This is a genomic window from Achromobacter spanius, from assembly GCF_029637605.1.
Lineage (GTDB): Bacteria > Pseudomonadota > Gammaproteobacteria > Burkholderiales > Burkholderiaceae_B > Achromobacter > Achromobacter spanius_E.
In genome coordinates this window covers 2,131,113-2,153,892 of record NZ_CP121261.1, presented here as the reverse complement: position 1 = coordinate 2,153,892, position 22,780 = coordinate 2,131,113, and the positions used below count along the sequence as shown (strand labels likewise).

The following is a 22,780-nucleotide window of genomic DNA, read 5'->3' as shown; positions in this document are numbered from 1 at the left end:
TAATTCGCCAACGTTTTGTCATCGAACCGTGCCCACCCACGCCTGTCATGTCTGCTTCCATCCGGGACGCCATCGTTTCTTCCGCCCATCTCGCCACGTCCGCCCCGCAGTTGTCCGAGGTGGAATTCGGCCTGATCATCGCGTCCCACGCCTTCAATCGCTGGATGGTGCGCTGCATGGCGTGCGCCGGCCTGCCCGACCTGACTTCGCTGGACATCCTGGTGCTGAACCACGTGTTCCACCGTGGACGCGGCAAGAAGCTGGCCGACATCTGCTTCACGTTGAACGTTGAAGACACCCACCTGGTGAACTACTCGCTGAAAAAGCTGGAACGGCTGGGTGTGGTGCAAAGCGCCAAGACGGGCAAGGAAGTGATCTACACCACCACCGACGCCGGCGCCGCCGCCATTGCGCGCTACGCCGAAGTGCGCGAGCAATGCCTCGTCCAATCGTTCATCGACTCCCCCGCGGCGGACGAGGCCAGCCACCAATTGGCCAACACCTTGCGCGCCCTCTCGGGCCTGTACGACCAAGCCGCCCGCGCCGCCACCTCGCTGTGAGAATCCACGTTGTCTAGCACCACCGTTTCTACACCCGCCCCGCTGTTGTCCGTGCGCGGCGTATCGGTTGACTTCAATACCGACAATGGCGTGTTCCGCGCCGTCGACAACCTGGACTTCGACGTCAAGCCGGGCAGGACGCTGGCCATCGTGGGCGAGTCCGGGTCGGGCAAGTCGGTGACGTCCATGGCCATCATGCGGCTGACGGATTATTCCAACGGCCGCATCGCCACCGGCCAGATCCTGTTTCGCGACAACGATGGCCGCGAAACCGACCTGACCCAGGCCTCCGACGAGCAGATGCGCGCCATACGCGGCAACGACATCGCCATGATCTTCCAGGAACCGATGACGTCGCTGAACCCGGTGTTCACCATCGGCGACCAGATCGTGGAAGCCATCATGCTGCACCAGCAACTGTCGCGCTCTGCCGCGCGCCAGTCAGCCCGCAAACTGCTTGAAAAAGTGCGCCTGCCGGACGCCGAGCAACTGCTGGACCGCTACCCGCACCAGTTGTCGGGCGGCATGCGCCAGCGCGTGATGATCGCGATGGCGCTGTCGTGCCAGCCGCGCCTGTTGATCGCCGACGAGCCCACCACCGCGCTGGACGTCACCATCCAGGCGCAGATTCTGAACACCATCCGCGAGTTGCAACGCGACCTGGGCACCGCCGTCATCTTCATCACGCACGACATGGGCGTGGTGGCCGAGATGGCCGACGACGTGGTCGTGATGCTGCGCGGCAAGAAGGTCGAGCAAGGTACTGTCGACGAGATCTTCAACGCGCCCAAGCATCCCTACACGCGCGCGCTGCTGGCCGCCGTGCCGCGCCTGGGCAGCCTGACCGGCCGCGATCTGCCGCTGCGCACGCCGCAAACCGTGCTGGACGGCGACACGCTGCGCGAAGTGGGCGACACCCGCGAACAAGACACCGCCACCTACGACGAACCCGTGCTGCGCGTGGAAAAACTGACCACTCGCTTTGACGTCGGCCACAACCTGTTCGGCCGCGTCACGCACCGCGTGCATGCGGTGGAAGAGGTCAGCTTTGACGTCTACCCCGGCGAAACGCTGGCGCTGGTGGGCGAATCGGGCAGCGGTAAGTCCACCATCGGCAAGACCTTGCAGCAACTGGTGGCGCCGACCTCGGGCGCGGTGCGCTACAACGGCCAGGACATTTTTTCGATGGACGCCGCCGGCCGTCAGCGCCTGCGCCAGGAAATCCAATACATCTTCCAAGACCCCTACGCATCGCTGGACCCGCGCAAGACGGTGGCATTCAGCATCGCCGAGCCCATCCGCACGCACGGCCTGTTGCATGGCGAAGACGCCATCGCCCGCCGCGTGGGCGAGCTGCTTGAACAAGTGGGCTTGAAGCCCGAGCACGCCAGGCGCTATCCGCATGAGTTCTCGGGCGGTCAGCGCCAGCGCGTGTGCATCGCGCGCGCCTTGGCCAGCAACCCCAAGCTGATCATTGCCGACGAATCCGTGTCGGCGCTGGACGTGTCCATTCAGGCACAGATCTTGAACCTGCTGATGGACCTGCAAAAAGACCGTGGCCTGTCGTACCTGTTCATCACGCACGACATGGCGGTGGTGGAAAAGGTGAGCCATCGCGTGGCGGTGCTGTACCTGGGCCAGATCGTGGAACTGGGCACGCGCCGGCAGATCTTTGAATCGCCGCAGCATGCCTACACGCGCAAGCTGCTGGCTGCCGTGCCGGTGGCCGAGCCCGGCCGCCATATCGACACGTCGCTGATCGAAGGTGAAATCCCCAGCCCGGTACGCCGCGTCGGCGACGAACCGGCCATTATTCCGCTGACTGAATTCGCGCCCGGCCATCAGGTGGCCCGCGCCGCGTAGAGACAGCCCCCTTTTTTTCTCGGTGTGATCCGAGTTCCCGTCCCTGGAGCGACCATGCAATTCTTCCGCACCACCTTCACCGCCACCGCCCTGACCCTGGCGCTGGGCGGCGCACTGCCCGCCGTCTTGTCGACCGCGCATGCCGCGGGCACGCTCAGCGTGGCCATCAACCAGGACCCGGGTAGCTGGGATCCCATCGACACCTTCGTGACCTTCTGGGGTTCGGTGGGCGGCAACCTGTATGACGGCCTGACGATGCGCGGCGCCGACCTGAAGCTGCAACCGGGCCTGGCCACCAGTTGGGAATACCTGGACGAGAACAAGCGCCTGCGCTTCAAGCTGCGTGAAGGCGTCAAGTTCCACAACGGCGAGCCCTTCAACGCCGAAGCCGTGAAGTTCACGTTTGAACGCCTGCTGGGCGCGGAAGGCGCCAAGGGCCCGCAAAAGTCCAACTACGACTCCATCGGCGAGATCAAGGTGGTGGACGAATACACCGTCGACTTCATCCTGAAGCAGCCCGATCCGGTGCTGCTGACCAAGCTGGCCGGCTACGGCGCCATGATCGTGCCGCCCAAGTACATCAAGGAAAAGGGCGAGGACTACTTCAACACGCACCCGGTCGGCACCGGCCCGTTCAAGTTTGAAAGCTACCAGCCCAAGGTCAACGTGACGCTGGCGCGTAACGACGACTACTGGGGCGGCAAGCCCAAGCTGGACAAGGTCGTGTACCGCTTCATCAGCGAGCCCGGCACGCAAGTGGCCGAGCTGCAAGCCGGCCGCATCGACATCGCCACGCTGATCCCGCTGGGCCTGATCGAGACCGTGAAGAAGTCCGGCAACGCCGACGTCATCTCGACGGGTGGCCCGGTCGCTTTCGCGCTGCGCTACAACACCAAGGGCGGCATCACGCAAAACCGCGACGTGCGCCGCGCGCTGATCATGGCGGTCGACCGCGAAGCCATCGTCAAGCAGTTGCTGCTGGGCCAGGCCAAGGTCATCGCCAGCTTCCAGGGCCCGCAATCCTTCGGCTTCAACCCCGAGCAAAAGCCCCTTCCGTTCAACCCCGCTGAAGCCAAGAAGCTGCTGGCCGCCGCCGGCGTGAAGCCGGGCGCCACCGTGCAGATCGACGTGCGCGGCAGCGATTCGAACTTCCGCGAAGTGGCCCAGGCCGTGTCGGGCTACCTGCAAGGCGTGGGCGTGCGCGCCACTATCAAGCCGTATGAAACCGGCGTGCTGTTGAACGACATCATCCCGGGTGGCAAGACGGGCGAGATGTGGCAGAACCAGTGGGGCGGCTGGACGTACGACTACGACAACACCGCGTACCTGATGTATCACACGGGCCAGAAGTGGAACCCGTATGACAACGACGCCAAGCTGAATGGCATGTTGGAAGCGCAACGCGCCGTCTACGACGTGAAGAAGCGCGAAGCCATGCTGCAGGAAATTGCCACCTACGTTGCCGATCAGGCGCTGGAAATGCCGCTGTACAGCCTGAACACGATCGTGGGCGTGAACAAGCGCGTGAAGAATCTGGAAGTCCCGGGCGACATCCGCTTCCGTTTCCTCAACGCGACCGTCGAGTAAGCATCAACCCAACGATCCGCCCCGGTGAAAACCGGGGCGGCGCCTCATGACCGGATTTCTCATCAAACGCGTGTTGCAGGCGGTCTTCGTGATCGTCGCCGTGACACTGCTGGTTTCCTATGCCGTGCGCCTGACCGGCGACCCCGCGCTGATGCTCAGCCAGGGTTCGGGCAGCGTCACCGAACAAGACCTGGCCAACATTCGCCAGGCGCTGGGGCTGAACCGCCCCTTTTACGAGCAATACCTGTCGTACATGCAAGGCCTGTTGCATGGCGATTTCGGCCGCAGCTTCATGGGCGGCACGTCGGTGTCCAAGCTGATCGGCGACGCCTTGCCCGCCACGCTGATGCTGGCGTTCACGTCGCTGATCGTGTCGATTCTGATTTCGCTGCCGCTGGGCATCCAGGCCGCCATCAAGCGCGGCAAGCCCATGGACCAGGCCATCCGCATCCTGTCGCTGGTGGGGTTGTCGTTCCCCAACTTCTGGCTGGCGCTGATGCTGGTGTTGCTGCTGTCGATCACCTTCCCGCTGCTGCCGCCTTCGGGCTGGAGCGGCCCGGCCAGCCTGGTGCTGCCGTCCCTGACGATGGCCATCATTCTTAGCGCCACCAACATCCGCCTGGTGCGCACCACCATGCTGGAAACGCTGTCGGCGCAATACATCATGGTGGCGCGCAGCAAGGGCCTGAAAGAGCGCGTGGTGCTGTACAAGCACGCGCTGCGCAATTGCGCGATTCCGCTCATCACCTATCTGGGCCTGCAGTTCGGCGGCCTGATCGGCGGCATCGTCGTGATTGAAATGGTCTTCAACTGGCCCGGACTCGGCACGCTGGCGTTTGACGCCATTTCGGGCCGCGACTACCCGGTGCTGCAAGGCACGGTCACCGTGCTGGCCGCCGTCATCGTCCTGGTCAACCTGATCGTCGACATTGCCTACGGCATCGTCGATCCCCGTATCCGCACGCGGTGAGCCTTATGCAGACAACTTCCCCCATCGCCGCCACGCCCAAGCCCGTCAAGCCGCGCAGCCGCTACCGTTCGCTGGAATTCGTGCTGGGCGCCATTCTCACCGGCGCCATGATCCTGCTGGTGCTGACATCTGGCTGGCTGTTCCCCGACGGCGGCGAATCCATGGACCTGGCCTCGCGCCTGATGGCGCCGTTCGCGTCGGCCGCGCATCCCTTCGGCACCGACCCCTTGGGCCGCGACGTGCTGGCCCGCGTGATCGTGGGCGGCAAGATCTCGCTGATGGTGGGCTTCGCGTCCGTTATCGGCGGCGCGCTGCTGGGCATCGTCATGGGCCTGATCGCGGGCTACTACCGCGGCTTCTGGGACATGGTCGTCATGCGCTTTGCCGACGTGCAACTGGCGCTGCCGTTCATCCTGGTGGCCATCACGTTCATCGCCATCCTGGGGGGCGGCCTGTTCAACGTGATCTTCTTCATGATCGTTTCGCAGTGGGTGCAGTATGCGCGGCTGGTGCGCGCCCAGGTGCTGGCGCTGCGTGAGCGCGAATTCGTGCTGGCCGCCCGCGCCTTCGGCGTGCGCGACCTGGCCATGATTCGCCATCACATCGTGCCCAACCTGCTGGGTCCGCTGGTCATCCTGATGACCTTGAACGTGGCCAACAACATCCTGCTGGAAAGCAGTCTGACCTTCCTGGGCCTGGGCGTGGACCCGATGATTCCCAGTTGGGGCGGCATGCTGGCCGATGGCCGCACCTACATGCAGACCGCGTGGTGGGTCAGCGTCTTCCCCGGCCTGGCGATCATGCTGACCGTGCTGGGCCTTAATCTGCTGGGAGATTGGTTGCGAGACCGCCTGGACCCCACTGGAAAGGTGTAAAAGATCAGATGCCCCGCAAGGGGCATTTGTCTCTTTGCCAGATGCCGCAAGAACCCCGAAGGAAACCAAAGCATGTCTTTGCTTGAAAAATCATTTGACCGCACGCTGGACGCCTGGACCCATTCCTACCTGGCGCCCGTGTGGCGTGGCGCGGTGGTGGAAGGCTGGCTGTTTGAAGGCGTTGATGCGCGCCGCGCGGCAGAGGCGCGGCTGGCGCAGGCCGGCGTCACGGCGCGCTTTCGCAGCGCCTACAAGCCGTTGCTGCATTACTTCCTGGAAGAAGTCGATCGCGAAGGCCTGGTGTCGGCGCTGGTGCGCTATCCGCTGCACGAACACGCGCTGGCCAAGCGCTTTACGCTGGAAGCCTACCCGCTGGTCGCGCTGCTGGAAGGCGTGCGCGTCGTGATGCAGGAAGGCGGGTCCGACCTGCACTATGACGTCACCCTGAACTACGCTGATGGCCGCACGGTCGAGTCGCGCGTTTTCGCGCCCAACGTGCTGGGCGCCGCGCAAGACGGCACACCGGAACTGTCGCCCACCGGCTGGCTGCGCGTGCGCGATGCCGACGGCGTGACGCAGACCGACGGCGCCCAAGCCACCGAATACCAGCAAGTGTTCCGCAGCATCGTCGACACCGTGCGCAACCATGCCTGGGGCGCGCACGAGCCTTATTTCGACCGCCTGGAAATTCGGGTGGACCTGCCCGGCATGGACTTCGCGCTGCCGGTGGACGAAGAAATCGTCAGCACCTTTGAAGCCCTGCACGAAGACGTGTACTTCACGCTGCTGGAACATTTTCAGCATCACTCCGGCCGGCCGTCGGGCGACCGTGGCTTGCAGCCGGGCCAGATCATTCCCGACATCCGCCGCCATGACGGCGCGGCGCGTGTGCAGATGTCGCTAGAGCCGTTTGCCCCCGTCGCTCCGGTTACGCCCGCGCGACCCGATGGGCCGCTGGCGCAACGCCGCGAGCCGTTGACGGCTGCCCAGATCGCCGGCTGTGTGGCGGCGTTTGGCGGCGACGCCTTTCAGGCGGTATCGCGCCAGGGTCGCCCCGTGCTGGGCACGTATGTGCGCGGCCCCGGACCGGCCGTCTTCATCTCGGGCGCGCAGCACGCCAATGAAACGTCGGGCATTGTGGGCGCGCTGCGCGCGGCGCAGACGCTGGCCGAACGCGGCAACGCGCACTTTGCGCTGGTCGCCGCCGAAAACCCTGACGGCTACGCGCTGTTCAACCGCCTGCGCGAACATCATCCGCGCCACATGCTGCACGCCTCGCGCTACAGCGCGCTGGGCGACGACATCGCCTACCGCGAACATGCACCGTTCTTTGAACGCGACGCGCGTCATCAGGCGCAGGCGATCAGCGGCGCACAGTTGCACATCAACCTGCACGGCTACCCCGCGCATGAGTGGACGCGTCCCCTGTCGGGTTATCTGCCGCGCAATTTCGAGCTGTGGACCATACCCAAGGGATTCTTCCTGGTGTTGCGCCATCATCCGGGCTGGCGTGAACGCGCGCACCGGCTGATCAAAGGCGTCACCGCGCGCCTGGCCGACAAGGTGGCCGGGCTGGTGGAATTCAACGCCCGCCAACTGGAACTCTTTCACGCGCATGCGCTGGAAACCGGCTTCGAGGTCATGAACGGCATTCCGGTACAGATCACGGAGACGGATCGCGAGGATTTGCCGCTGGCTTTGATCTCCGAGTTTCCGGATGAAACCGTCTACGGCGACCGCTTTGTCTTCGCGCATACTGTGCAAATGGAAACCGTCCTGGCCGCGACCGACCTGTATCGCTCGGGACTGTAAACACCAACAAGAACATGAATATCCGAGAACGCAACCACGGCGACGACCTGGCTTTGGCGGACATCTGGCTCCGCTCGGTGCGCGCCACGCATTCCTTCCTGACGGAAAAGGAAATCCAGGCCATGTACCCGCAGATCCTCAACACCTATCTGCCGTCGGTGCGGGTGTGGGTCTGTGAGGACGGCGACGGCGAGATCGCCGGCTTCATGGGGCTATCAGGCAACAAGGTCGAAATGCTGTTCGTGGACGCCAGCAAGCGCGGCAAAGGCGCCGGCCGCCGCCTGCTGAATTTCGCGCGCTCGCTGCACGGCACCCTGCTGGTGGACGTGAACGAACAGAATCCGCAAGCACACGGGTTTTACAAACACTATGGTTTCGTCGACACCGGCCGCTCGGCCCACGACGACGCCGGCCGCCCGTTTCCGATCGTGCATATGAAGCTTGCGGGTTGAGTGTGGGTATGAAGCTGGCGGGTTGAGTGTGGGTATGAAGCTGGCGGGTTGAGTGTGTACATGAACCTGACGGGTTGAGCGGCGTGTGACCCATCGGCCGGCCTTGGCATCTTATCGACCCCGGCCATTGGGATGCGCTGCTTGATGGGTTTGCGCGTTGAGCGTCTGTGTTCTTCTATGTAGCCCTGCGCGCCACACCCATCCTACGGCCTCCTGCACGTCAATCGTAGGATGGGTGCAGCGCGAATGATCGGTCAATAGAACACGCCCGGACAACGCGCGTAACCCATCGGCCGGCCTTGGCATCTGATCGATCCCGGCCATTGGGATGCGCTGCTTGATGGGTTTGCGCGTTGAGCGTCTGTGTTCTTCTATGTAGCCCTGCGCGCCACACCCATCCTACGGCCTCCTGCACGTCAATCGTAGGATGGGTGCAGCGCGAACGACCGGTCAATAGAACACGCCCGGACAACGCGCGTAACCCATCGGCCGGCCTTGGCATCTGATCGATCCCGGCCATTGGGATGCGCTGCTTGATGGGTTTGCGCGTTGAGCGTCTGTGTTCTTCTATGTAGCCCTGCGCGCCACACCCATCCTACGGCCTCCTGCACGTCAATCGTAGGATGGGTGCAGCGCGAACGACCGGTCAATAGAACACGCCCGGACAACGCGCGTAACCCATCGGCCGGCCTTGGTATCTGATCGATCCCGGCCATTGTGATGCGCTGCTTGATGGGTTTGCGCGTTGAGCGTCTGTGTTCTTCTATGTAGCCGTGCGCGCCGCACCCATCCTACGGCCTCCTGCACGTCAATCGTAGGATGGGTGCAGCGCGAACGACCGGTCAATAGAACACGCCCGGACAACGCGCGTAACCCATCTGCCGGCGCCAGCACGAAAGGCCTTTCACGCCGAACTGCCAAGCGCCGCGTCAGGCCGGTGAACGATCCGCTTCCGATTCGCCTTCGCGTAGTACCCAAGTGCCATCGTCGTTGGACGTCAACCAATGCGTGGGGCCGATCCGTTCCAGAAACACCGCATCGTGCGACACCACCACCATGGCGCCGGGATACTGCGCCAGCGCGTCTTCCAGCGCCTGCGTCGACGCCATGTCCAGATGGTTGGTGGGTTCGTCCAGCAGCAGCAATTGCGCGGGCTGCTTGCGCCAGAGCGCGGCGGCCAGCGCGGCCTTGATGCGTTCGCCGCCGCTCAAGGTGGCGGCGGGCGCCTGAACCAGGGGCGGGCCCAGTCCCAGCAGGGCCAGGCGGCTACGCAGCTCACCCTGCGACAGCGGCGAGCCCAGGGCGTCCAAGGTTTGCAGTAGCGACGCATGCGCGGGCAATGCGCTTGCGCGTTGGTCCAGCATGGCGGTGGGCACGCGCACATCGCAGCGGCCAGAAAGGAGGGGCAGATCGCCCGCCAGCATCGCCAGCAGCGTGCTTTTACCGCAGCCATTTGGCCCTTGGATCGCCAACCGAAAAGGGCCGGCCAGGCTCAAGTTGAACGGTTGCGCCTGTTCCGGAAAGGGAAGCCGGGCGTCTTCCAGATGCAGGACGCGCCGTCCGGCGGGCACCGTGGTGTCGGGCAATGCCAAGGCCACGCCCGGCGCCGTGGGTGCCCGCAAGGCGGCCTGTCTGACGGCGTCTTCCAACGCGGCGCCCGCTTGCAGGCGGCGCAATCGGTCGCGCCCGGCATGAGCTTGTGCACTGGCTTTTTTTGCGCCAAGCAGGATCGGGGCTTGATTGGTCTCGCGGGCGTTGCGGCTATTGCGCGCGCTGCGTTGTTGTTGCGCGTCGTGCTGTTGCCGCAATGCGCGCAAGCCCGCTGCGCGTTCGTTGCGGGCGTGCTCCAGGGCGGCGTCGGCCGCAGCGTCCTGTCTGTCCCGCTGGGCGCGCCAGGCACTGTAGTTGCCGGCGTGCCCGCTCAGCGAGCCGCCGTCCAGCTCAACAATATTGCCCATGGCGTCCAGCAGGCGGCGGTCGTGGCTGACGACGATCAGCGCGCCGCGCCATGCGCTGATTTTTTCGATCAGCCAATCACGCGCACGGGTGTCCAGATGGTTGGTGGGTTCGTCCAGCAGCAGGCCGTCGCCGCCTTGCAGTAGCGCGCCTGCCAAGGCCACGCGGGTCAGTTCACCGCCGCTAGCTACGTGGGCAGGGTGCGCGAGCGACCAATCCGGCAGGCCGGCGTCGGCAAGCATACGCGCCCAGTCGTGATGGATCAGCCAATGGTCTTCGGCCAGATCGAAATCGGCGCGATCTGTGCTGCCCGCTTCGATGTTGGACAGGGCGCGGACGACGGCACCCAGGCCCGCGACATCGGCCAGGGTGGTGCCGGGGAAGCAGCTTGGCGTCTGCGGCACGTGGGCCATGTGCCCGTGGCGCACGACGCGGCCGGATTGCGGGGGCAGGGCGCCAAGCATCACTCGCAGCAGCACCGATTTCCCCGCGCCGTTGCGCCCGATGACGCCGTGGCGGGCGGTGGTGAAGTCGTGGCTGACGTCGTCAAGCAGCACGCGGCCGTCGGGCAGCGCCACGCGGACGCGCTGCAAGCTGAGGAAGGCAGACGGGACGGAGTGGGACGCAACGGCATGGGACGCCACTGAATGGGACGTGGCGAAGGACGGATGCGTCGGGGATTGCGCCGAAGGCGGCGCGCTGGAAGACCGGGCCATGGATAGCTCTCCGAAATAATGAAACGCTTTGCGCGGCGGGCGGCAAAGGGGGATCAGAAGGAGGGCTTAAAGAATCATGGCCTTGCGGGTCTCCACGGTGAGGGTGAGGGGTTTCGAACCGAATCGGGCTTCAAAGTTCCCGGCTGTCGCGGCAAGACGGTTTTCGGACGGGCAGCATCAGGTGTCCAGCAGACGAAGATCCGGCGGGCGGTTTTCGATAATGGCTTCCATGCTGAAGAAACCCGTGACCGTCGACAGTTCAAAATCCGTGATCAGCTTTTGATAGAAGCGGTCATAGCCGGCCATGCCTCGGCATACTACCTTGATCAGGTAATCCCAGTCGCCGCCGATGCGGTAGAACTCCGTCACTTCGGGCAGGCGTTCTACGTGCTGGCGGAAGCCGTCGGCCCAGGCCTTGGCGTGATGGCTGGTGCGGATCATGACGAAAACGGTCAGGTCCAGCCCCAGTGCCACCAGGCTGACTTCCGCCCGGGTGCCGCGAATGATGCCGCAGGCATTCAGGCGCTGAAGCCGGCGCCAGCAGGCATTTTGCGAAAGGCCCACCCGATCGGCCAGCTCGCGCTGCGACAGCGAACCGTCTTTTTGCAGGCAAGCAATGATGCTTAGATCAAGCTTGTCTATTTTTTCCAATTGATCGTTCATATGAACCAATATTCGTTAATTTACGCAAAATTACGGTGATGTTCGTTGTTGGCTTCCATCGTATGATATTTCGGATCACTTGGAAGACCATCATGACTACGTTTACCGCCACGGCCTCCGACTCCGCAGGACCGTTGCAGCAGTTTCAAGACAGCTTGAAAACCGGCGATATCGCCGCTGCGCTTGCCGACGGCCTGATCGGCAAGGATGCCTTTATCGACGGCCCCTTTGGCCGCAAGCCCCTGGTCTACGCCGACTACGTTGCATCCGGCCGCGCGCTGATGCAGGTCGAGCGCTTTGTCCTGGAACAGGTGCTGCCGTACTACGCCAATTCCCACACCGAAGCGTCCTACTGCGGCGGCTTCATCACGCGCTTGCGCCGTGAGGCCCGCGCCGTGATCGCCCGGTGCTGTGGCGCCAGCGACGCGCACGCGGTGATTTTTGCGGGGTCGGGCGCAACGGCGGGCATCAATCGCCTGGTACATCTGTTCGGCGTGGATGCGGCGGTGGCGGCGGGCAAGAACGTTCGCGTCATCATCGGCCCGTACGAACATCACTCGAATATTCTGCCGTGGCGCGAATGCGGCGCGGACATCGTCGAAGTGCCTGAAAGCGCGCAAGGCGGCCCGGATCTGGCGGCGTTGGATGCGGCGCTGGCCGCGCCCGCCGGCACGCTGGTGATCTGCGCCTTGTCGGCCGCGTCCAACGTGACCGGCATCGTGGCGGACGTGGCCGGCATCACCCGGCAGGTCAAGGCGGCGGGTGCGAAAATGCTGTGGGACTACGCGGGCGGCGCGCCTTACTTGCCCATCCAGATGTCGCCCGCCACGGACGCGCAGATCGACGCCATTGTTTTTTCACCGCACAAGTTCATCGGCGGGCCGGGCGCATCGGGTGTGCTGATCGTACGGCGCGACGCGGTGCTCGACACCACGCCGACCTGGCCGGGCGGTGGCACCGTCAAATTCGTGTCGCCCGAGGGCCATGATTACAGCGGCAGCCTGGAATCGCGCGAAGAAGCGGGTACGCCGAACGTGGTGGGCGATATCCGCGCGGCGCTGGTCTTGTTGGTGAAGGACGCGCTGGGCGCCGATTTCATGCGCCAGCGCAACGCGCACTTCGTCCAGCGCGCGCTGGCCGCTTGGAAGGGTTCAGAGCAGTTGGAATTGCTGGGCTCGCTTAGCGCCAATCGTTTGCCCATCTTTTCGTTCCGCGTGCGCAATAGCCAGGGCGGATTCGTGCATCAGCAACTGGTGACCCGCCTGCTCAGCGACCGCTTCGGCATCCAGGCGCGTGGCGGCTGCGCATGCGCGGGGCCGTACGTGCATCGGCTGCTGGACATTGACCCCGCCCAGTCGCGGCAGATGCGCCAAGCCATTCTGGATGGCCGCGAAATCGAAAAGCCCGGTTTTGTCAGGCTGAACTTCAGCGTGTTGCTGTCGGATGAAAAGGCCGACTTCATTCTTGAGTCGGTCCTGGCGCTGGCGAATGACGCCTGCCAATTCGAAACGCGCTATGGCTTCGATCCCAGCCGCGCCATCTTCTTCCCGCAACACAGCGAGATGGAAATGTCCATCTGATGAGGGCAGGGTGTTGCCACGCCTGTCCGTGGCGTGGCGGCGCCAGTCCTCAGTCTTGCATCTGCCTGGCGCAGGTCCGGATCCAGGCGGTTTTCATGTCGGCGAGTTCCTCGGACGCCTGGGTCAGCCTGCGCACGACGGCGTCCGAAAAGGCCGCACCCTGGCGGCGGCACGCTTCGAAATCATCGCTAAGCGCGTAGCGCGCATCCAGCAAGTCCAGGCGGCCCTGGCAAAGATCCCGGTTCAGCTCCAGATTGTTGGCCGCTTCATGCGTGCGCTGTACGTCTTGCTTGCGCTTCAAGCTGGCCTCTGCCGCGTCGATGCGGGCAACACAGTCGCTGTCGGCGCGCGCAGGCGCGGCGGCGCAGGCCGCGAGGATCAAACAAATGGCCAGTGGCCGACGGTGCTTTGCTGCCATGCGAAAAACTCTGGTGTGGCGTGGCGTGCATCATAACTGGTGCGAAAAGCGTGCGCGGACATGTTGCGCCGCGTGCCTGACACTGCATGGAAAACCAGTATGGCGATTCGCGGGAACCGGTCTACCATCGACCACGGTTCCCTGATTCAAAAGACCCGAGCCGCAACGGTATCGGGCGCCTGCCTTCCGGCTGAAGTTCTGTTTTATCAACACGTCACGTTGGAGATGAAAGAGAATGACCACACCCCTCATCAAGGTCGATCTGGACCAGTCCCCTTACGAAAACACGCACATCCACAACCGTTGGCACCCGGATATTCCGATGGCCGTGTGGGTCAAGCCCGGCGACGATTTCGTATTGGAAACCTATGACTGGACGGGCGGCGCGATCAAGAACGACGACAGCGCCGACGATGTGCGCGACGTGGATCTGTCCACCGTCCACTTTCTTTCCGGCCCGGTGGGCGTGGAAGGCGCGGAGCCCGGTGACTTGCTGGTGGTTGACCTGCTGGACATCGGCGCCAAGCCCGACAGCCTGTGGGGGTTCAATGGCTTTTTCAGCCGCAACAACGGTGGCGGCTTCCTGACCGAGCACTTCCCGCATGCGCAAAAATCCATCTGGGATTTCCACGGCATGTTCACGTCGTCACGCCATATTCCGGGCGTCAATTTCGCGGGCCTGATCCATCCCGGCCTGATCGGCTGCCTGCCCGATAAAAAGCTGCTGGATACCTGGAACCGGCGCGAACAGGCGCTGATCGACACCAACCCCAATCGCGTGCCGCCGCTGGCCAATCCGCCCGCGCCCAAGACGGCCCACATGGGCGCCTTGCAAGGCGCAGACCGTGACCGTGCAGCAGCCGAAGGCGCACGTACCGTGCCGCCCCGCGAGCACGGCGGCAACTGCGACATCAAGGACCTGTCACGCGGGGCGCGCGTGTTCTTTCCGGTCTACGTCCAGGGTGGCGGCCTGTCGGTGGGTGACCTGCACTTCTCGCAAGGCGATGGCGAGATCACCTTCTGCGGCGCCATCGAAATGGCGGGCTGGGTGCATATGCGCGTGTCGCTCATCAAGGGCGGCATGGAAAAATACGCCATCAAGAATCCCATCTTCAAGCCCAGCCCCATCACGCCCGCCTACAAGGACTACCTGATCTTCGAAGGCATCTCGGTCGACGAAGAAGGCAAGCAGCACTACCTGGACGTGAACGTGGCCTATCGGCAGGCGTGCCTGAACGCCATCGAATACCTGAAGAAATTCGGCTATTCCGGCGCACAGGCGTATTCGCTCTTGGGCTGCGCGCCGGTGCAGGGCCATATCAGCGGGGTGGTGGACATTCCCAATTCTTGCGCCACGCTGTGGCTGCCCACCGAGATCTTCGACTTTGACATCCAGCCCTCGGCGTCGGGGCCGGTCAAGCACATCCAGGGCGGGGTGGACATGCCGCTCTCGCGCGATCGCTAAGGAGAGCCGCGATGCCCATGTATGACTATTCCTGCGGCGCATGCGGCGAATTTGCCGCCTTGCGGCCGCTGGCGCACTGGCGCGATCCGGCGGCCTGCCCGCAATGCGGCGCCGCGTCGGGCCGCATCATCAGCGGGGCGCCGGCGATCTCGGCGCTGTCGTCCGCCGTGAACCGGGCGCGTGCCGTGAACGAACGCAGCGCGAACGAGCCGCGCAGTTCGCGGTCGGGGCATGGCATGAACTGCGGTTGTTGTGGGGGCGGGCGCGCATCAGGCAAGACGCGCACCAGTGCCGACGGCGCGAAATCATTCGCGGGCGCAAGACCCTGGATGATCAGCCATTGAGGAAGTTTGGGTGACGGACAACGCGCCGGCCGATGGCGACATCGGCCGGCGCTTTTTGTTTGCGCGTGGCTGGCTTCAGGCTTGGGCTGGCGCCACGGCAGCGCCTTGGATCTTGTGGCGCGCCAGGGCCTCAGCCACGAACCCGGATTTCTTCATGGCTTCAACAAAGGCGGCCAAGTACGCGCTGGCCTTGTCGCCACGGCTCTTGGGCACGCCCATGGCCTGGCGGATCAGCATGAAGTGGCCGTCCAAGAGGCGCAGCCCGCCCAGGCGCGCGGCATCGGCTTCCAGTTGTTGCTTTACGCCTGCCGCCACTTCCAGGTTTTGCTGCAGGAAAGTGTCGACGACGGCAGGCGAGGTCGGGGCGCGGAAAATCTCGGCTTGCTTCAACTCGCGCGTCAGGTACAGGTCGTAGGCGCTGCCTTTGCCGACCACCACGCGCACGCCCTCGTTATCGACCTGGTCCATGGCCGTGACCGGCGAGTCCTGGCGCACCAGGTACGCGCCTTCGATGACGACATAGGGGGCGGTGAATGCGATCTGCTCGCCACGCAGCGGGTCGATGGCAAAAAAGCCCACGTCCGCCTGTTCCGTGGCCACGGCATTGACGGATTCGCCGGCTGACTTGAACACCACCAGATCCAGCTTGACGTCCAGGCGCCGCGCCAGTTCGGTGGCCAGGTCGACCGACACGCCGCCGGGCTGGCCAGTGGCCGGGTCGGTGTTCGCCAGGATGGGGTTGCCCAGATTGATGGACGCGCGAAGCGTGCCGGTGGGGGCAAAAGCGGAAAGCAACTCGTGGTCGGTCTTCATGGCTTCCTTGAGGGTGGGGCGCCGGGGTGGGGTGCCAGGGCGCGGTTCGCCTCAAGAATAGCCGGAACGGAATCATTGCGCGCGGCGCAGGACGTAGTAAGAGGCCAAGGGGCCGGTGGGGCGGGTGCCGTCGCGGTACAGCATGATCACCTGGTTTTCGGCGACGAAGTAGCGCTGGCTATCGCCCGAGGCGTCCAGCCGGATGGTGCTGCCGTCTGATTCCCAGCTGAACGTGCCGGTAACGATTTCCGGTTGCGGCTCGCGGTCCAGGTACTGGGTCTGGCGTTCATAGCGGTCGTCCTTCATCAAGGTCAGCCGCGTCTTGATGCCGGGGCAATCGGCGCAGGGCAGGGTGCCTTCATAGCTGCCTGGCCAGTCCAGCGCATTGCGCGCCGTGTGGCCATCGGCCGGCGTGTCGCGCGCGTCAGGCGACGAGAAGGGGGCGCAGCCGGCAAGCAAGGCAAGGCTCAGGGTGCAGGTCAGGGTGGTTTTCATCATGGCGAGCTCCTGTTGATAAACGGGTTCACGATACGGACAGTAAATGGGGTCTGCTGAAACGGGATGTAAGGTGCGCAGCGACGCCTTGGCATGCGGGCGGCACTCTGGTAATGGGCTGAGGTAGACTGCGCGCCATGGATCCCGAACTGCTCAATCTGCTGGTGACCCGCGACATGCCGTTCGGCAAGTACAAGGGGCGCCTGATCGCCGATCTGCCCGGCCCGTACCTGGCATGGTTTGCGCGCAAGGGCTTTCCGCCCGGGGAACTGGGCCGCCTGCTGGCGTTGATGCATGAACTGGACCACAACGGTCTGTCGTCCTTGTTGGCGCCGCTGCGTGCCTCGCGGCCGGGCGTGGCGCCCAAGCGATAGCCTGCCCGCCTTGGCCACGCAGGCAGGCCGCAAGAAACCGCGAGAAACATCTCTGCTGTTGGTGGTTGCGTCTTGGCACGCCGGGTGGGGGTGGGCGGCGCTACGATAAGCGGCGCGCCCCTGGGGGCATGCCACGCTACGCGCTTCCAGATGCCTGGCGCGGAAAGCTCGCCGCCCTTGGGCGCCAGCCCATTCAAGAGAGAGGTCTTTATGAAGAAATATTCCGTTCCGGCTTGCCTGCTTGCCGCGGTGTGCGCCTTGGGAGTCATGAGCGTTTCGCATGCGCAGAATGCCGTGCCGGCCACGCAGGAAATGCAGTTTCCCAGCCAGCCGTCCAAGGATGGCAGCCAGTCGCCGCCGTCGACTCTGCGCATGACGGTCACCCCCGCGCCAGGCTCCGGCCCCGTGGTGATTCGCGATTCGGCGGAAAGCCAGGCCCAATACGTCCGCTGCCGCGAAGTGTCCGACCGCGCCGCGGTGTCCAACGCGCAGATGCAGGCCGGCGTGGCGCAGTGCCTGAAAGAGCTGGAGCAGCGCCGCCAGCAGTAGCGCGGCGCGTCAGGCGGGCGCATGGTGCGGCAAGACGTTTGGCTCATCAGCCAGCCTGGGTTCCGCCGCGCCGGCCTTCGGTGGCGATCGGGGCGGGCCCTTGAAGGCCGGCGCTTGGGGACGAGCCGGGGGCGCCGCGGCCGGTTCGGGCTTGGCGGGCTTGGGTTTGGACGCTTCGGCCAGCAAGGTGTCGGGCAGCGCAAAGCCGTTGAAGCTGGCTTGCGTGAACGGGTTGTTGGCTTTTTCGGCGGTGATCCGGTAGCGCATGGCGCCGTCGTTTGCCGAGAAACTCAAATCAACGCTATTGGCCGTTGCGCTGTCCAGCCGCGCCTGGCTCAGCAAGCGAAACATCGACCACGATCCGCGATACGCCAGGCCGCTGCTGGTGCCGGTCGCGCTGACCAGCGTGATGCGGCTTTCCGTGGAGTCGCCCAGGTTGTTCGGCCAGATCAGCCCCACGCTGTTGCTGGCGCCATGGCTGTAGCTGATCAACTGGCCTTCCACGCTGAGGACGCTGCTGCGGCGGCTGGACGTCAGCCCCAGGGGCTGGATACTGAACTGCACGCCCAGTGCGCCCCGGTTGTTGAAGAAGGCGTCGCGGATGCGGTCGGCGGCCTCAAGCTGCGCCAGCACATCCATCCGTACCAGATAACCGCCGCGGCGCTCTGAATACAGGGCCTCGAGGTTGTCGTCGAAGAACAGTTTCAGGTATTGCTCCTTGAACTGCGCCAGCCTGCCTTGCGGCCCGAACAGCGCGGTGAAATCCTCAAGCGATGCGTCGATGCGGCTATTCGGGTTGAACGGGTAACGGCCGGCCAGGCGTTCCTGGTAGTAGCGGTACACGTCCGTCTCCCAGCGACGCTCAAGCTCTTTCAGGGCTTCGATCAACAGCACTTGCGATGATTCGTCGGCCAGTTTCTTCACCTGCCGGTTCAAGGGCTCGGGCAAGCCGACGGCCATGCGCTGCAAGTTGCTGATCGGGTCCACGCCCTTGAGCGCAAAGCGGTCCAGCACCAGCGCAAGCGCGGCCTTGCCGGGATCGGGGCTGTCGTGCACGGTCTTCAGGGTGTCGTGGACACGGCCGATGGCGGCCATGCTTTCGTCCAGGTAGGACGGCTTGTCGCCCTTGGCCACCAGCAGATCGGCCAAGGGCGCGAAGGGCCGGGCGATGGCCGCCATGGGTCCGGCGTTGTCGCGCACGGTTTCGACCAGCCGGCGCAGCGGCGCCGCGGGGCTGATCACCGTGCCCAATACGGTTAGGGCCTGGTTCAGGTCGTTGAAGTCGACGACCTCAAGCTGGTTCAGGCCCCGTTGCCAGGTATTGATGTAGTCGCTGCGGTACAGCGCGCGCACCCGCTCGGCCAACACCTGTTTGTCTGCCTCTGAGGGATCAATCCTCTGGCGTTCGCCCAGCGTCCAGCGGTCGATCATGGCCAGGTCGACGTATTCCTTGCCATGCGCCACGAAATAGCCGTGATACCCGGCCGCCGTCAATAAGGGATCGATGCGGGTTGATGCACCGCTCTGCCCCGATGTTGCACTGGGATCCTTGTAGACGATGTCGAACGCGGGGCCGACTTCATTGCGCAGGTCCAACGGCGAATGCAGGATCTTGCCGGCCTGCTCGCGCATCGTCATGTAGACGCGCTGCGGCATGGGAACCTGCCGCAGGCGCTGCTGCACCTCGGCAATGCGTGCCTGGTTGCGCGGCAGTTCGGCATCGGCATGCTTCATGGCGTAGTCCAGGTGGCGCATCAGCGCGTTCTGCACCCACCGTTGGCCGGGAAAAGCCGCTTGCCATTGCTGCTTCATCCAGTCTTCCACAATGGGGGGGCGGCGGTTCTGACGGTCTTCGATCATGCGGTAGACGCGCAGCGCCGCCAGTTGCTGGTTGCTGCCGGAAGGCGCGCCATTGATGGCGTTCATGACGCCGTTTGCCAGTTCCGGCAGAAAGCGCCTGGACAACCACTGCACGTACGCGTCGTCCACTGTCGACTCGATCTTGTGGCCTTGGTAGAAGCCCAGTTCCGAGAGGACGGGCCAAGCCAGGCGGTAGTCTCTGACCGCGGCGACGGCGCCGCGAATCTGGTCCAGCGGCTGCAAGAGCTTGCGGCCGGATGCGTCGCCGCCGTCGATCTTGCCAAGGCTGAACCCCGGGTTCTTTTCCGGCACCGGCATTGCTAGCGGTCGGTTCACGCGATGGGTGTGATACCAGCACCCGGCCATCAGCAGGCCAACCAGCGCGGCGATGCCGAAGCGCACCCTGCGCCTGCGCCGCAACGGCGCCAGCAAGGCTTCAATGTTGCGCATGACATGGCGGGTCACCAATGGCATGCCTCGCGTTGGCGCGACAACAGCACTTGCAAGCCGCTGGCGTTGAAGGTCAAGCCGTTGAACAGCGCGTAGTCGCTCTCCACCCGCAGGCGCTCCCCTGCCACGAAAGGCCGCAACTGATCAATGGCGACCAGGCCGCGTCCGGCGTCGGCCACGTTGCCTTCGGGCAGCACGCGCCACGGGCGGGCGGCGGACAAAGGCCGATCATCCATATAAAGCTGGACCGTCATCTGGTGGCGCGCGAAGGGCCGATCCGCCAGCAACTGCAGGCGAGAGATGTTGGACAGGCAGGTGATTGCCAAATAGATGGGCGGCTGCGTGTTCAGCGCCGGCGCCGACATCACAACGCGCTGTTGCCCGGCAGGAGGCTCGTTTGACTCGGTCAGCATGAACGTCGAGTCGCCCTCGGGCCGCGACGATTCGTTCTGCCGGATGAGGTCCGACGGGCGCGCTGATGGGGGTGTGCCCATGGCGGCGTCAAAGCATGCCAGCCGCTCGACGTTGGAGATGAGTTGTGTGCAGTGGCGCAAAGCGGTATCGGCGGCCAGCGCGGCGTGGCTGGCTGGCGCGGTCATCAACAGCATAAGCAGGGTAGCTGCGGGTTTCATGAAGTGTGTTCCTCCCCGTCCAGATTTCACGCCTGGCAGCGGCGCGCCTACGTACTTTTGAGGATGTTCAGGCAGTGAAAGACATCCTGCGATCATGATTCGCACACTTTCGAACAAAGTGGTAATCAGCAACAAGACCATGCCACTTCGTTTTTATCCATAGGAAGAATCAGAAAGCGGTGTGAACTGCGGCAAATTCCAAGCGCCATTGCGCGTGTTGACGAATGTTTTTCGATTTTCGAATTCGTCCTATTGCGACGGCGCGGCAAGTCAAGCGCAGCAACGCGCTTCGTGGAAGGGACGGATGCCCTTGAAGCGCGCATGACGCCTCCGCCTTGGCGAAGCGAGTACACTTGTCCGCCGTTTTGCTTTCAGCCCCAGAATTCTCCATGATCTCCTCCGCATGCGGCGTCGACTTCGGCACGTCCAACTCCACCGTAGGCTGGAGCCGTCCCGACCAGCGCGCGCTTCTCGCCCTGGAAGACGGCAAGACCACCTTGCCGTCGGCCATTTTTTTCCACGATGAAGACGCGGAGGTCAGCTATGGCCGCGCCGCGATTTCCGACTATCTGGCGGGTTATGACGGGCGCTTGATGCGGTCGATGAAAAGCCTGCTGGGCAGTTCGTTGATCGATGGGTCCACCGAAGTCCAGGGGCGCTCGATTCCGTTTCGCGTGCTCTTGACCCGTTTCATCGCCGAACTGAAGCGTCGCGCCGAAACGGCCGCTGGTCGCGATTTCACGCGGGCGGTGCTGGGCCGGCCGGTGTTCTTCGTCGACGACAACACGGCCGCCGACCAGACCGCGCAAGACACGCTGGGTGAAATCGCGCGCAGCGTGGGGTTCACCGACATCGAATTCCAGTTTGAACCCTTGGCTGCGGCCTTTGACTATGAATCGCAGATTGACCGCGAAGAGTTGGTGCTGGTCATCGACATCGGCGGGGGCACGTCGGACTTTTCCTTGATCCGCCTGGGGCCGGGCCGCGCCGCCAAGGCCGATCGGCGCGACGACATCCTGGCTTATGGCGGGGTGCACATCGGCGGGGTGGACTTTGACAAGCAACTGAGCCTGGCGCACGTCATGCCGCTGCTGGGCTTGGGCAGCCAGTTGCGCAGCGGTAAGGATGTGCCGTCAACGCAATACGGCAACCTGGCGTGCTGGCACACCATCAACCAGGCGTACACCCGCAAGGCTGCGGAACATTTCGCCTATATCCGTGCCGAAGCCGGCGACCGCGACAAGATCGACCTGTTGCTGAACCTGGTGAAGCAGCGCGCCGGCCACTGGGTGGCGGTGCAAGTGGAAGAGGCCAAGATCGCGCTGTCGGAAAACCCGTCGGCACGCATTGATCTGTCGCGGATTGCGCCGGAATTGGCGGTGGACGTGACGCGCCCGTCGTTCGATGCCTGCGTGGGCCGCTTGATCGAAAAGGTCGAGACCACGGTGGGCGCGTTGCTGCGCGATGCGGGCGTGGCCACGGCGGATGTGGACACGGTGTTCTTCACGGGCGGCTCCAGCCGCGTGCCGCGCTTGCGCGAGACCGTATCGGCGCTGGTGCCGGGCGCGCGTAGTGTGGAAGGTGACCTGTTCGGCAGCATTGGCGCCGGCCTGGCGCTGGACGCCAGGCGCAAGTTCGATTGAGCCACCGGCCGGCATCGGTCGGCGATGGTAAGCTGCAAGGCTTGCCCGGGGCGGCCTGCCGCTTGCCTCTTTCAATAGACTAAGACGCCGTCATGACCCGCCCCTCCGCTGAAAGCGATAAGCATCTTGTTGAAACGCTGGTGACCCGCGAAGCGCCGTTTGAAGGCAGTTTCCTGAAGGTTCGCCGCGACATCGTCAGCCTGCCCAACGGCAACACCGCCACGCGCGAGTACATCGTGCATCCGGGCGCTGTCGTGGTGATCCCGTTGCTGGACGACGGCAGGGTGCTGCTTGAACGCCAGTTCCGCTATCCCATTGGCCGCGTGATGACGGAGTTTCCCGCGGGCAAGCTGGATCCGGGCGAAGACCCGCTGGTGTGCGGCAAGCGCGAACTGCTTGAAGAAACCGGCTACACCGCCGACCAGTGGGCGCATGCCGGCGCCTTGCACCTGGCCATCGCCTATTCCACCGAGATCATCCACATCTTCTTCGCACGCGGTTTGCGGGCCGGGCCACGGCAGTTGGATCAGGACGAGTTCCTGGATGTGATCAGCGCGGACCCCGCCGAGCTTCTTGCTGCATGCAGCAAGGGCGAAGTCACCGACGCCAAGACGCTGACCTGCGTGCTGTGGATGCAGAACGTGCTGTCGGGCGCCTGGAAGCTGGACTGGCAGGACAACGCCGGCTAGGGCGTCGTTCGGAC

At 64.2% G+C, this 22,780-nt stretch carries 21 protein-coding genes; 14 read left to right on the top strand and 7 right to left on the bottom strand.

The window, feature by feature from the left end:
* The first annotated feature begins 47 nt into the window (after window positions 1-47).
* The 7 genes from P8T11_RS09400 to P8T11_RS09370 all read left to right on the top strand — a co-directional run bounded on the left by P8T11_RS09400 (window position 48) and on the right by P8T11_RS09370 (window position 8,119).
* Window positions 48-560, top strand: a complete 513-nt coding sequence (locus P8T11_RS09400; protein WP_268082192.1) for a winged helix DNA-binding protein — start codon at window positions 48-50, stop codon at window positions 558-560.
* Window positions 561-569: 9 nt separating this feature from the next.
* On the top strand, window positions 570-2,423 hold the full coding sequence (locus tag P8T11_RS09395) for an ABC transporter ATP-binding protein (RefSeq protein ID WP_268082193.1): 1,854 nt from the start codon (window positions 570-572) through the stop codon (window positions 2,421-2,423).
* Window positions 2,424-2,477: 54 nt separating this feature from the next.
* On the top strand, window positions 2,478-4,010 hold the full coding sequence (locus tag P8T11_RS09390) for an ABC transporter substrate-binding protein (protein WP_268082194.1): 1,533 nt from the start codon (window positions 2,478-2,480) through the stop codon (window positions 4,008-4,010).
* A gap of 46 nt (window positions 4,011-4,056) precedes the next feature.
* Window positions 4,057-4,980, top strand: coding sequence for an ABC transporter permease (locus P8T11_RS09385; RefSeq protein ID WP_268082195.1), 924 nt, complete (start codon window positions 4,057-4,059; stop codon window positions 4,978-4,980).
* 5 nt (window positions 4,981-4,985) lie between these two features.
* Window positions 4,986-5,855, top strand: a complete 870-nt coding sequence (locus P8T11_RS09380; RefSeq protein ID WP_268082196.1) for an ABC transporter permease — start codon at window positions 4,986-4,988, stop codon at window positions 5,853-5,855.
* Window positions 5,856-5,927: 72 nt separating this feature from the next.
* Window positions 5,928-7,667, top strand: a complete 1,740-nt coding sequence (locus tag P8T11_RS09375; RefSeq protein ID WP_268082197.1) for a peptidase M14 — start codon at window positions 5,928-5,930, stop codon at window positions 7,665-7,667.
* A gap of 14 nt (window positions 7,668-7,681) precedes the next feature.
* Entirely contained in the window at window positions 7,682-8,119 is a 438-nt protein-coding gene (locus tag P8T11_RS09370; RefSeq protein WP_268082198.1) for an acetyltransferase, read from the top strand.
* 929 nt (window positions 8,120-9,048) lie between these two features.
* Here the strand turns inward: P8T11_RS09370 and P8T11_RS09365 are convergent.
* Together P8T11_RS09365 and P8T11_RS09360 are read right to left on the bottom strand one after the other, a co-directional pair.
* Window positions 9,049-10,791 (bottom strand): ATP-binding cassette domain-containing protein, encoded by a 1,743-nt coding sequence (locus P8T11_RS09365; RefSeq protein WP_268082199.1) that lies wholly within the window; start codon window positions 10,789-10,791, stop codon window positions 9,049-9,051.
* A gap of 177 nt (window positions 10,792-10,968) precedes the next feature.
* Entirely contained in the window at window positions 10,969-11,454 is a 486-nt protein-coding gene (locus tag P8T11_RS09360; protein ID WP_268082200.1) for an Lrp/AsnC family transcriptional regulator, read from the bottom strand.
* A gap of 92 nt (window positions 11,455-11,546) precedes the next feature.
* Here P8T11_RS09360 and P8T11_RS09355 point away from each other — a divergent pair, with 92 nt between their 5' ends.
* Complete coding sequence (locus P8T11_RS09355; protein ID WP_268082201.1) at window positions 11,547-13,034, top strand: aminotransferase class V-fold PLP-dependent enzyme; 1,488 nt, start codon at window positions 11,547-11,549, stop codon at window positions 13,032-13,034.
* Window positions 13,035-13,083: 49 nt separating this feature from the next.
* Here the strand turns inward: P8T11_RS09355 and P8T11_RS09350 are convergent, their stop codons facing one another.
* On the bottom strand, window positions 13,084-13,452 hold the full coding sequence (locus P8T11_RS09350) for a hypothetical protein (protein ID WP_268082202.1): 369 nt from the start codon (window positions 13,450-13,452) through the stop codon (window positions 13,084-13,086).
* 235 nt (window positions 13,453-13,687) lie between these two features.
* On the opposite strand from P8T11_RS09350, the gene fmdA reads away from it, so the two are divergent.
* Together fmdA and P8T11_RS09340 are read left to right on the top strand one after the other, a co-directional pair.
* A complete protein-coding gene (fmdA, locus tag P8T11_RS09345; protein WP_268082203.1) occupies window positions 13,688-14,917 on the top strand; it encodes a formamidase in 1,230 nt (409 codons plus the stop codon).
* Window positions 14,918-14,928: 11 nt separating this feature from the next.
* Window positions 14,929-15,261: a zinc ribbon domain-containing protein gene (locus tag P8T11_RS09340; protein WP_268082204.1), complete on the top strand. Its 333-nt coding sequence runs from the start codon at window positions 14,929-14,931 to the stop codon at window positions 15,259-15,261.
* A gap of 75 nt (window positions 15,262-15,336) precedes the next feature.
* On the opposite strand, the gene P8T11_RS09335 is transcribed toward P8T11_RS09340, so the two are convergent.
* Together P8T11_RS09335 and P8T11_RS09330 are read right to left on the bottom strand one after the other, a co-directional pair.
* On the bottom strand, window positions 15,337-16,074 hold the full coding sequence (locus tag P8T11_RS09335; RefSeq protein ID WP_268082205.1) for an ABC transporter substrate-binding protein: 738 nt from the start codon (window positions 16,072-16,074) through the stop codon (window positions 15,337-15,339).
* A gap of 72 nt (window positions 16,075-16,146) precedes the next feature.
* On the bottom strand, window positions 16,147-16,572 hold the full coding sequence (locus P8T11_RS09330) for a copper resistance protein NlpE (protein ID WP_268082206.1): 426 nt from the start codon (window positions 16,570-16,572) through the stop codon (window positions 16,147-16,149).
* A 134-nt stretch (window positions 16,573-16,706) separates the two neighbouring features.
* Between P8T11_RS09330 and P8T11_RS09325 the strand changes: the two genes are divergently transcribed.
* Window positions 16,707-16,943, top strand: coding sequence for a DUF3820 family protein (locus tag P8T11_RS09325; RefSeq protein ID WP_268082207.1), 237 nt, complete (start codon window positions 16,707-16,709; stop codon window positions 16,941-16,943).
* A gap of 210 nt (window positions 16,944-17,153) precedes the next feature.
* Window positions 17,154-17,492 (top strand): hypothetical protein, encoded by a 339-nt coding sequence (locus P8T11_RS09320; RefSeq protein WP_418910315.1) that lies wholly within the window; start codon window positions 17,154-17,156, stop codon window positions 17,490-17,492.
* A gap of 9 nt (window positions 17,493-17,501) precedes the next feature.
* Here the strand turns inward: P8T11_RS09320 and P8T11_RS09315 are convergent, their stop codons facing one another.
* Window positions 17,502-19,826, bottom strand: coding sequence for an ImcF-related family protein (locus P8T11_RS09315; protein ID WP_268082208.1), 2,325 nt, complete (start codon window positions 19,824-19,826; stop codon window positions 17,502-17,504).
* The gene (locus tag P8T11_RS09310) at window positions 19,814-20,434 is read right to left on the bottom strand and encodes a type VI secretion system-associated protein TagO (protein WP_268082209.1); all 621 of its coding nucleotides are present in this window, start codon (window positions 20,432-20,434) and stop codon (window positions 19,814-19,816) included. The genes P8T11_RS09315 and P8T11_RS09310 overlap by 13 nt, the downstream gene beginning before the upstream one ends.
* 389 nt (window positions 20,435-20,823) lie before the next feature.
* On the opposite strand from P8T11_RS09310, the gene P8T11_RS09305 reads away from it, so the two are divergent.
* Both P8T11_RS09305 and P8T11_RS09300 read left to right on the top strand, forming a co-directional pair.
* Complete coding sequence (locus tag P8T11_RS09305) at window positions 20,824-22,077, top strand: Hsp70 family protein (RefSeq protein WP_268082210.1); 1,254 nt, start codon at window positions 20,824-20,826, stop codon at window positions 22,075-22,077.
* Window positions 22,078-22,169: 92 nt separating this feature from the next.
* Window positions 22,170-22,766: an NUDIX domain-containing protein gene (locus tag P8T11_RS09300; protein ID WP_268082211.1), complete on the top strand. Its 597-nt coding sequence runs from the start codon at window positions 22,170-22,172 to the stop codon at window positions 22,764-22,766.
* Window positions 22,767-22,780: the final 14 nt, after the last annotated feature.

Bases quoted from the DNA above. Each gene is read 5' to 3' on its own strand.
- P8T11_RS09400 (WP_268082192.1), top strand. From the start codon at position 48: ATGTCTGCTTCCATCCGGGACGCCATCGTTTCTTCCGCCCATCTCGCC.
- P8T11_RS09390 (WP_268082194.1), top strand. From the start codon at position 2,478: ATGCAATTCTTCCGCACCACCTTCACCGCCACCGCCCTGACCCTGGCG.
- P8T11_RS09385 (WP_268082195.1), top strand. From the start codon at position 4,057: ATGACCGGATTTCTCATCAAACGCGTGTTGCAGGCGGTCTTCGTGATC.
- P8T11_RS09380 (WP_268082196.1), top strand. From the start codon at position 4,986: ATGCAGACAACTTCCCCCATCGCCGCCACGCCCAAGCCCGTCAAGCCG.
- P8T11_RS09375 (WP_268082197.1), top strand. From the start codon at position 5,928: ATGTCTTTGCTTGAAAAATCATTTGACCGCACGCTGGACGCCTGGACC.
- P8T11_RS09370 (WP_268082198.1), top strand. From the start codon at position 7,682: ATGAATATCCGAGAACGCAACCACGGCGACGACCTGGCTTTGGCGGAC.
- P8T11_RS09365 (WP_268082199.1), bottom strand. From the start codon at position 10,791: ATGGCCCGGTCTTCCAGCGCGCCGCCTTCGGCGCAATCCCCGACGCAT.
- P8T11_RS09360 (WP_268082200.1), bottom strand. From the start codon at position 11,454: ATGAACGATCAATTGGAAAAAATAGACAAGCTTGATCTAAGCATCATT.
- P8T11_RS09355 (WP_268082201.1), top strand. From the start codon at position 11,547: ATGACTACGTTTACCGCCACGGCCTCCGACTCCGCAGGACCGTTGCAG.
- P8T11_RS09350 (WP_268082202.1), bottom strand. From the start codon at position 13,452: ATGGCAGCAAAGCACCGTCGGCCACTGGCCATTTGTTTGATCCTCGCG.
- fmdA (WP_268082203.1), top strand. From the start codon at position 13,688: ATGACCACACCCCTCATCAAGGTCGATCTGGACCAGTCCCCTTACGAA.
- P8T11_RS09340 (WP_268082204.1), top strand. From the start codon at position 14,929: ATGCCCATGTATGACTATTCCTGCGGCGCATGCGGCGAATTTGCCGCC.
- P8T11_RS09335 (WP_268082205.1), bottom strand. From the start codon at position 16,074: ATGAAGACCGACCACGAGTTGCTTTCCGCTTTTGCCCCCACCGGCACG.
- P8T11_RS09330 (WP_268082206.1), bottom strand. From the start codon at position 16,572: ATGATGAAAACCACCCTGACCTGCACCCTGAGCCTTGCCTTGCTTGCC.
- P8T11_RS09325 (WP_268082207.1), top strand. From the start codon at position 16,707: ATGGATCCCGAACTGCTCAATCTGCTGGTGACCCGCGACATGCCGTTC.
- P8T11_RS09320 (WP_418910315.1), top strand. From the start codon at position 17,154: ATGAAGAAATATTCCGTTCCGGCTTGCCTGCTTGCCGCGGTGTGCGCC.
- P8T11_RS09315 (WP_268082208.1), bottom strand. From the start codon at position 19,826: ATGCCATTGGTGACCCGCCATGTCATGCGCAACATTGAAGCCTTGCTG.
- P8T11_RS09310 (WP_268082209.1), bottom strand. From the start codon at position 20,434: ATGAAACCCGCAGCTACCCTGCTTATGCTGTTGATGACCGCGCCAGCC.
- P8T11_RS09305 (WP_268082210.1), top strand. From the start codon at position 20,824: ATGATCTCCTCCGCATGCGGCGTCGACTTCGGCACGTCCAACTCCACC.
- P8T11_RS09300 (WP_268082211.1), top strand. From the start codon at position 22,170: ATGACCCGCCCCTCCGCTGAAAGCGATAAGCATCTTGTTGAAACGCTG.